An 8,008-nucleotide genomic window follows, 5' to 3' on the forward strand; every position below is an offset into this window, starting at 1 on the left:
GAATCTGGGCTCCCGCCTGCCGGTGGCCTGCCAGAATGGTTCTCAACCCCCGCATTTTCTGGTGACCCGACAAGGAATCATGGACACCCTTTCCCGTAGAAGTCTGCTCGTCGCCGGATTCGGCCTGCTCGGCTCCGGCGCCCTGGCGGCCTGTTCCTCACCTGCCCCGTCCCTCCCAGCAGGGGTGGGGGCCGGGACGGCCTCCGCCGGAGCCGGTCAGCGCCTCGTGGACACGGCGCTCACCGCCCGGCCGGTCACGCTCGATCTGGGCGGATCGACGGTGGCGACGTGGGCCTACGGCGACAGTCTCCCCGGTCCGCTCATCCGCGCCACGGCCGGGGACCGGCTGCGCATCCGGGTCGAGAATCGCCTGCCGGCGGACACCACCGTGCACTGGCACGGCATCGCCCTGGCCAATGGCGCCGATGGGGTGCCCGGGGTGACCCAGGATCCGATCGCCGCCGAGGCGACCTACACCTACGACTTCACCGCCCCGGACCCGGGGACCTACTTCTACCACCCGCACGTCGGGGTGCAGCTGGACCGCGGTCTGTACGCCCCGCTGATCATCGACGACCCGCAAGAACCCGGCGCCTACGACCACGAGTGGATCCTCGTCCTCGACGACTGGGTCGACGGCACCGGCCGTACCCCCGATGAGGTCCTGGCCGCACTGACCTCCTCCCGGGACAACGGCGGGATGCCCGGGATGGACCACGGCAACGTGGGCGGGATGGAGGGCATGGACATGTCCTCCGGCTCCTCGGAGGGCATGGCTGGGATGGACCACGGGGCGATAAGCGCCGGGGACTCCCCGTACGGCGATGACGCCGGGGACGTGTCCTACCCGCACTACCTGGTCAACGGGCGGGTTCCCGCGGACCCGGAGGTGCTCACGGCGAAGCCGGGCCAGAAAGTGCGGTTGCGGATCATCAACGCCGCCGCGGACACCATCTTCACGGTCGCCCTGGGCGGGCATCGCATGACCGTCACACACACCGATGGGTTCCCGGTGCAGCCGCAGGACACCGATGCCCTCTACCTGGGCATGGGAGAACGCTACGACGCGACCGTCACCCTGGCCGAAGGGGTCTTCCCCTTCGTGGCCGTGCCGCTGGGCAAGGACGGGCAGGCCATGGCCCTGGTGCGCACCGGGGCCGGCAATCCACCGCCGTCGTCAGTACGACCGGCGGAACTGGACAGATCCGTGCTCATCGGCGCCGACCTGACACCGGCGGACAGCGCCCGGCTGGAGGCCCGGGACCCCGACGTGTCCCTGGACCTGGCCATGACCGGGCAGATGAACCCTTACGAGTGGGGATTTAAGGGGGCCCCCTACGGGCAGCACGATCCTGTGCAGATCCAGGAGGGACAGCGGGTGCGGCTGACCGTGGCCAACCACACGATGATGGCCCACCCCCTGCACCTGCACGGGCACACCTTCGCGCTGCCCAACGGCCTGCGCAAGGACACCGTCCTGATCGCCCCGATGCGATCGATGGCCATCGACGTGCAGGCGGACAACCCCGGGAACTGGCTGATCCACTGCCACAACATCTACCACGCCGAAGCCGGCATGACGACCGAACTGAGATACCGCCCATGACCACCCTCTCCCGCCGCTCCCTGCTCACCTTCGGCCTGGTCGCCGGCACCGGACTGGCCGTCACCGCCTGCTCACCACAGTCCGGGAACTCCACCGCCCCGGCCTCCAGCACGGGCACCGCCATCACCCACGTCCACGCCATCACCCGCGATGCGGCCGGGACGATCCTGCTGGCCACCCACGAAGGCCTGTTCCGCCTGGACGACCAGGACCTGACCCAGGTCGGCCCGGTGGTGGACCTGATGGGCTTCACCACCACCGGCGAGGGGCGCTACCTCGCCTCCGGCCACCCGGGTCTGGGCGTGGACCTGCCTGAACCGGTCGGGCTGATCGAGTCCACCGACGCCGGTGAGAGCTGGAGAGTGCTCTCGCGGGCCGGGGAATCGGACTTCCATGCCCTGGCCGCCGGCCCGAACGGGGTCATCGGCTTCGACGGGCAGCTGCGCATCAGCGCCGACGGCCGCAACTGGGACACCGCCGCCATCCCCTCCGCCCCCGCTTCTCTGGCGGTCGCCCCGGGTACGGGCACGGTGCTGGCCACCACCGAGGACGGCCTGCTGCGCTCCTCCGACAACGGCACGACGTGGACGACGGTGGACACCCCGCAGTTGATGTCCCGGGTGGCCTGGGCCGACGACGAAACGATGGTGGGCGCCGGCATCGACGGGCGCCTGCTGACCAGCCGTGACGCCGGGGACACCTGGACAGCCAGTCGGGACCCGGTCGGCGAGGTCGTAGCCCTGGGAGCAGGTCTGACCGACGGCGGGGAGGTCGAGGCGCTGCTGGTGGAGGGCCCCCGGGTGCTGCGGAGCCTGGACGGTGGAGCCACGACGGAGCAGCTGCTGTGAACACCACCGCTCGTGCCCCCAGGCACAGTCGGCGACCATTCACGCCTGACAGCGCGCCAGGCAACAAGGGAGTAGGGGGCCATCATGAGTAAGGACGACTCTACGCACCAGGACGCCACCCATGCCGCGATGCCGGCGGAGGCCGGACGTGTCCCGCGGAAACGGCTGACCGGCATCGACGCGGCGCGCTGATCGGGCTGACCGCCATCCATTTCCTGCCCGCCGAGAACGAACAGACCCACGAGGCGACGCTGAGCTGGACCCTGTTCTCCGGAGACTCCGCCGCCCTGTTCGCCCTGCTGGCAGGGGTGGGCCTGGCCTTCGCTACCGGTGGCCGACACCCCCGAACAGGCCGACGGATGACGGGAGCGCGGGTGGGCGTGGCGGTGCGGGCCCTGCTGATCTTCGCCCTCGGGGTGGCAATCAACTCCCTGATGCCCGAGGACCCACCGGCGTTCAACATCCTCACCTACTACGGCATCTTCTTCGTGTTGACCATCCCCTTCCTGCACCTGCCCGCCCGGACGCTGTTCCTCAGCGCAGCTGGGTTCGCGGTGGCGGCACCGGTCCTGATGCTGGAGCTGGGCGACCAGGTCCCGGAACTCTCCTCCGGCAATCCCACCGTCATCGACGTGCTCACCGACCCCGGCGCCACCCTCGCCCAATTGCTGCTCACCGGCACCTACCCGGCCCTGCCCTATCTGACCTACTTGTTGGTGGGCCTGGGCATCGGACGCCTGCACCTGCACCACGTCGAGATCCAAACCCGTCTGTTGGTGATCGGGGTGGGTCTGGCGGTCACGGCCCGGCTGGCCTCCTGGCTGGTGCTCTACATCTTCGGCGGCTATCACCAGCTCACCCACGCCGCGTCCTTGGACGAGGAGACTCTGGCCGGGATCCTGATCTGGGGCCCCGACGACGCGCTGCCCGCGGGCTCCTGGTGGTGGCTGGCCATCACCACCCCGCACACCAACATGCCCCTGGCCATCGCCTGGAGCCTGGGGGTGAGCCTGGCCGCGCTCGGGGCGTTCCTGCTACTAGCCCGCAAGGTCGGTCCGTGGCTGCTGCCCCTGTCGGCGATGGGGGCGATGACCCTGACCCTCTACTCCACCCAGCTGGTGCTGCTCTCCTTCGAGCTGCACTACGACCAGCCCCAGCTGTGGTTCCTGCTCTACCTCGTTCTGGCGGCGATCTTCGCCCTCGCCTGGAAACGCGCCTTCGGGCAAGGCCCTCTGGAACGGCTCGTCAGCACGGCCGCCAAGAAAGCCAGCACCACCGTCCTGCCTTCCTCCTCCGGCGCCGATCGAGAATGAGGACACGGTGGTCAGCCACCACATGAAGAAGCTCGTCGACCCTGGCCTGCTCACCCGTGAACAGCGGTGCGCGGCAAAACCTGGGCGGCCGACCGACCTCGTTGGGCAGGCGCTTCTCAGGCCGCGGACTACTCCGTCTTGCGACGCTCAGGGCGGCTCTGTGCTGGATGCCGAGGAAAGCACAGTTCGCAGCACTGCGGTTGGGCTCTCTTCGGAGGCGAGCAGCAGGCCGGCGTAGTGAGCGTTGCTGGCGGCGACGGTGCTGCGCCAGCGGACGGCGGTGGCCAGGTGCATGCCGGTGAGGTCGGCGAGCACGGGTGGTGGCAGCTGTTGGGACAGTGAGGTGAGTGCCCCGGTTCGCGCCGGGCTCACCAGGACACCGACTGCGGCCAGCCGGCGCACCAGAGCGGCCGCTGACAAGGGTGTCCCCGGCTGAGCGCCGGGATACAGCCAGTGGTGGTCTTGGGCAGGGGTGAACATCCGACGCGCGCTGCGATCTGCTGCGGTCTGGGTAGCGAGATCGGCCAGCGGCTCGGGCAGGAGCAGCGGTTCCTTCCCGACCGTGACTTGCAGCGCCTCCCCGGTGGAGCGGATGTCGTCCAGACGGATCCGGGTGATCTGGGCAGGGCGGAAGCCGAAGACCAGCACCAGGGCGGCGGCCAGCTTCGTCCCCGCCGTGATCGTGTCGTGGTTCAGGACGCCGTCGAGGACTCGGCGGCGCTGGTCATCGCTGAGACCTCCCACCAACAGGTACGTCCTGGGCGGTCGGGTGATCTCCAGAGGCTGGCTGCGGCCGTTGGTGTGGGCCCAGGTGAGGAAGCCGGCCACGAGGTATTTCTCGGCCCCGGTGGTGGCCCAGTGGTCCAGGTCGGCCTGGTCCAGGCTCGCCAGGGTCTTGCCCCGGTCTCGGGCCCAGGCGAGCAGGTCAAGCACGACCCGCAGCTCGTGCCGGCGGCTGGTGACCAGCGGACCGGACAGGGGCTCGGCGCGGCTTCTGAGATCGCGCAGGTGCTTCCAGGTGGCGAACTGGACAAAGGCCTGCCGCTCACCCGGATCCTCGATCAGCTGGGCGGTGGTGATGATCCACGCCTGGAAGCGGGCCAGCGGCAGGTTGCGGGCGGGCAGCAGGCCGTGCTCGACCAGCAGCGCCCGCACCGCCCGGGTCGTGTACTCGGGCCCGAGATCGTCGAGGGCCTCGTGGTCGAGCAGATCGGGGGTGGCCAACACCGTGCGCAGCAGTTCCACGGCGCGGTGGCGATGGAAGGCCGCGCGGACCGTGGCCGGGTCCCCGGCCTGGAGGGCGGTGAGCATCGTGCGGGCGGTCTCGTGGCGCTCGAGCAACTCGGGCGGGAACAAGGTGGCGAGCTGGTCATCGGCGGTGCACCGGTCGCACAGCCCGGTCTGTCGCAGCTTGGCATGGCGGCCGCAGCGGGTGCAGTCGCGGAAGCTGACCGGGTGGCGCGGGTAGCAGTATTCGCACAGGGGCGCCCCCTCGGTTCGTCCCACGACGCGCCGGTGCCGGTGGCAGACGCTGCAGTCCTCGAGAATGTGGTGACAGCTGTGGCAGATCGGGGCGCCGGACTCGTCCCGGGTGGCGACAATCCGCTCCTGGGCGCACCGGGAGCAGGGTTGCCTGGGTTTGCGGCACCTCTCGCACACCGCGCCCGGGGTGCCGGGGAACCGGCACGGTGTAGTGCGCCCACACCGGGTGCACGTGTCCACCTGGGCTGCGAACCGGCACGGGGCGCAGACGGGTCCGGCGGGGCCGCGGTAGACGATGTGCTGGTGGGTGCCGCACTGGCTGCAGATGCCCCAGCCGTCGGGGAGGGCCTTCGCGCACCCCTGGCACAGCCGGGCCTCGTCGGGCATCCGCCGTGCGATCGGGCCCGTACGCCCACATCCGTCGCACGGTTGGGACCGCAGTGCTGTGTAGCACCGGGAGCAGCAGCGTAAACCTTCATAGACGTTGGTCAGCGACCGGTGCTGCCCGCAGTGCCCGCAGCACGCCGGCGGCAACTCGGGCGCCTGGCGGGCCAGCTGATCATAGAGGACACCGAAGAGGGCCGACCCCCGGGCAGGGGCTGCGAACCAATCCGCTCCGTAGTCGGCGATGTCCAGGGCCAAGCGCAACCGGCGCCCGGGCGAGGCGGGAAGCTGGGCGAAGACCCCCCCCAGGACCGCAGGATCCAGGGAGGGGATCAGGCCGTGGGCGGCCGCGACGAAGATCGCCGATGCTTGCCCGTACATGTCCCGCCAGCAGGCCCCGCAGTAGTCGGCGTCCCCGACGAAGGAGGCGAGCTGACGCTCTCGTCGGCAGCAATGACAGGTGATGGCCCTGGTACCGGCCCGCTTCTTGCACTTGGAGCAGACCCGGTGCCCGTCGAGGCGTTCGGGCAACATCCGCTCGAGACCACAGCCGGTGCAGCGCGGCAGGCGCACCGAGGTGGCACCGGCCTCGAGCAGGGCGGCGATGATGCGCTGCAGCAGGGTCGGCATCGCGTTGTCGGCCGAGGTCAACAACCCCGGATCCACGTGCAGCTGACCCAGCTGCCGGGCCCCGGAGTGGGGCCGCACGACGATGGCAGCCACGATCTCCCGGAGGCGATCGGCGGGCACACCGGCCTCCACCGTGCTGATCAGCTCGGCGATGGGCCGCCCCGGGTGCTCACTCATCGCTGGGAGGCACGATCCGGGCCCGCTTGGGCCGAGCCCCGGAGGCACGCAGCGCATCCGCCGAAGCCTCGGGCGACCCCGCATCGGTGCCGGTGCCGGTGCGAGCGGTGGCCGCGCCGAGATCGACACGGGTGATGAGGTCATTGGCCGTGCAGCCGAAGATGTCCATCAGGGCCGCTAGCACGTGCAAACTCAGCCGTTCCGGTTTCTCCGCGGCCAGCCGGTAGACCTGGCTGGCCGACAGATGGATACCCCTCGCTTCCAGTTCCGGGATGAGCTTGGTGGTGCTGAACATGCCCGCGGCCGCCATTACCTGCCGCAGCTTCCACTCATAGCCGATGACCTTCACTGTCTCTGCCCTCCCGGGTTCGTGGGCAGCACGGCCCGGATCGCGTCATGGAGCATCTTGTTCTTGAAGTCCCCACTCACGGCCGTGTAGAGCCCGGTGGTGGACTGGTAGACGTGGCCGGCCTGTTCCTGGACGAAGCGGGGGTCCACCCCGTCCTCGATCAGATGGGTCACGTAGCTGTGGCGCAGACAGTGCGGGCTCAACGCCGGATCCAAGCCGAGCTCATCGCGGTAGAACCCGAACCGGTCAGCGACGTCACGGGCCTGCAGCCGGGTCCCGCGCTCGGTCAGCCACAGCGCATTCGAGGCCGCACTGGAAGCGCTCTTCACGACTAGGTGTACTGACCGGACACGTTGGTCAATCGGGACTGCCGCACGGATAGGTGACATCTGATCTGGCTTGCCCGTTGGGCGGCCTGGAAGGATGTGCATCATGCCCGCTCCCTACCCCCAGGAGTTCCGCGAAGACGTCGTGCGAGTGGCCCGGTCCCGTGAGGACGGCATCACCATCGCGCAGATCGCGAAGGACTTCGGAGTCCACGAAATGACGCTCCATAAGTGGATCCGCCAAGCCGATATCGACGATGGCAACCGGCCCGGCAGGACACGGGAGGAGTCGACCGAGCTGCGTGAGGCCCGCAAGCAGATCCGGCTGCTCCAGCAGGAGAACGAGGTCCTCCGCCGTGCCGCGGCCTACCTGTCCCAGGCGAACCTGCCGGGAAAAGGTTCTTCCCCCGCAAGCGGGAGGTGCCCCCACCGCTCGTGAGTGAGCTCGCCGCTGACGGCATCCCCGTCACGGTGTCCCTGCGGGTCCTCAAGCTCTCCCGTCAGCCCTACTACCGCTGGCGCCACCAGCAGGTCACCCAGGCTGAGCTGACTGAGGCCTACCGCGCCAACGCGTTACTGGACGCCCACGTCGACGACCCCGAGTACGGGTACCGGTTCCTGGTCGGCGAAGCCGCCGAGGCCGGCGAAGTGATGTGCCAGCGCACGGCATGGAGCATCTGCCGGGACAACCAGTGGTGGTCCGTGTTCGGGAAGAAGCGCGGCAAGAACGGAAAGCGTCCCGGGCCACCGGTCCACGACGATCTCGTGAAGCGGGACTTCTCCGCCGATGACGTCAACGAACTGTGGCTGACCGACATCACAGAGCACTGGACCGCTTGAGTTCCAGCCATCGTCGCAACACTGGTTCAACTCGCATTCAGTAAAGCATGGAG

General features: G+C 69.3%; 8 protein-coding genes. 5 read left to right on the top strand and 3 right to left on the bottom strand.

All coding sequences use genetic code 11. The annotated features are described in order from the left end of the window. The first annotated feature begins 79 nt into the window (after nt 1–79). From RF646_RS12640 to RF646_RS12650, 3 genes are all read left to right on the top strand, one after another. Nucleotides 80–1,606 (top strand): multicopper oxidase family protein, encoded by a 1,527-nt coding sequence (locus RF646_RS12640; RefSeq protein WP_368836157.1) that lies wholly within the window; start codon nt 80–82, stop codon nt 1,604–1,606. After that, a complete protein-coding gene (locus tag RF646_RS12645; RefSeq protein WP_019310368.1) occupies nt 1,603–2,454 on the top strand; it encodes a F510_1955 family glycosylhydrolase in 852 nt (283 codons plus the stop codon). The genes RF646_RS12640 and RF646_RS12645 overlap by 4 nt, the downstream gene beginning before the upstream one ends. 215 nt (nt 2,455–2,669) lie before the next feature. Beyond that, a complete protein-coding gene (locus RF646_RS12650; RefSeq protein ID WP_368836162.1) occupies nt 2,670–3,767 on the top strand; it encodes a heparan-alpha-glucosaminide N-acetyltransferase domain-containing protein in 1,098 nt (365 codons plus the stop codon). A gap of 147 nt (nt 3,768–3,914) precedes the next feature. Here the strand turns inward: RF646_RS12650 and RF646_RS12655 are convergent, their stop codons facing one another. Genes RF646_RS12655 through RF646_RS12665 form a run of 3 tightly spaced genes read right to left on the bottom strand, consistent with a single transcriptional unit; the run spans nt 3,915 to nt 7,118 of the window. Further along, nucleotides 3,915–6,440 (bottom strand): hypothetical protein, encoded by a 2,526-nt coding sequence (locus tag RF646_RS12655; RefSeq protein WP_368836158.1) that lies wholly within the window; start codon nt 6,438–6,440, stop codon nt 3,915–3,917. Then, on the bottom strand, nt 6,433–6,789 hold the full coding sequence (locus RF646_RS12660) for a helix-turn-helix transcriptional regulator (protein WP_035962946.1): 357 nt from the start codon (nt 6,787–6,789) through the stop codon (nt 6,433–6,435). Before RF646_RS12660 ends, RF646_RS12655 begins: the two co-directional genes overlap by 8 nt. Then, nucleotides 6,786–7,118 (bottom strand): tyrosine-type recombinase/integrase, encoded by a 333-nt coding sequence (locus RF646_RS12665; protein ID WP_345311423.1) that lies wholly within the window; start codon nt 7,116–7,118, stop codon nt 6,786–6,788. The genes RF646_RS12660 and RF646_RS12665 overlap by 4 nt, the downstream gene beginning before the upstream one ends. A gap of 103 nt (nt 7,119–7,221) precedes the next feature. Here RF646_RS12665 and RF646_RS12670 point away from each other — a divergent pair, with 103 nt between their 5' ends. Beyond that, nucleotides 7,222–7,554, top strand: coding sequence for a transposase (locus tag RF646_RS12670; RefSeq protein WP_368836159.1), 333 nt, complete (start codon nt 7,222–7,224; stop codon nt 7,552–7,554). Beyond that, nucleotides 7,551–7,955, top strand: a complete 405-nt coding sequence (locus tag RF646_RS12675; RefSeq protein WP_368836161.1) for a hypothetical protein — start codon at nt 7,551–7,553, stop codon at nt 7,953–7,955. Before RF646_RS12670 ends, RF646_RS12675 begins: the two co-directional genes overlap by 4 nt. Nucleotides 7,956–8,008: the final 53 nt, after the last annotated feature.

Origin of the sequence: Kocuria sp. CPCC 205261 (assembly GCF_040981025.1) — a bacterium.
Lineage (GTDB): Bacteria > Actinomycetota > Actinomycetes > Actinomycetales > Micrococcaceae > Kocuria > Kocuria marina.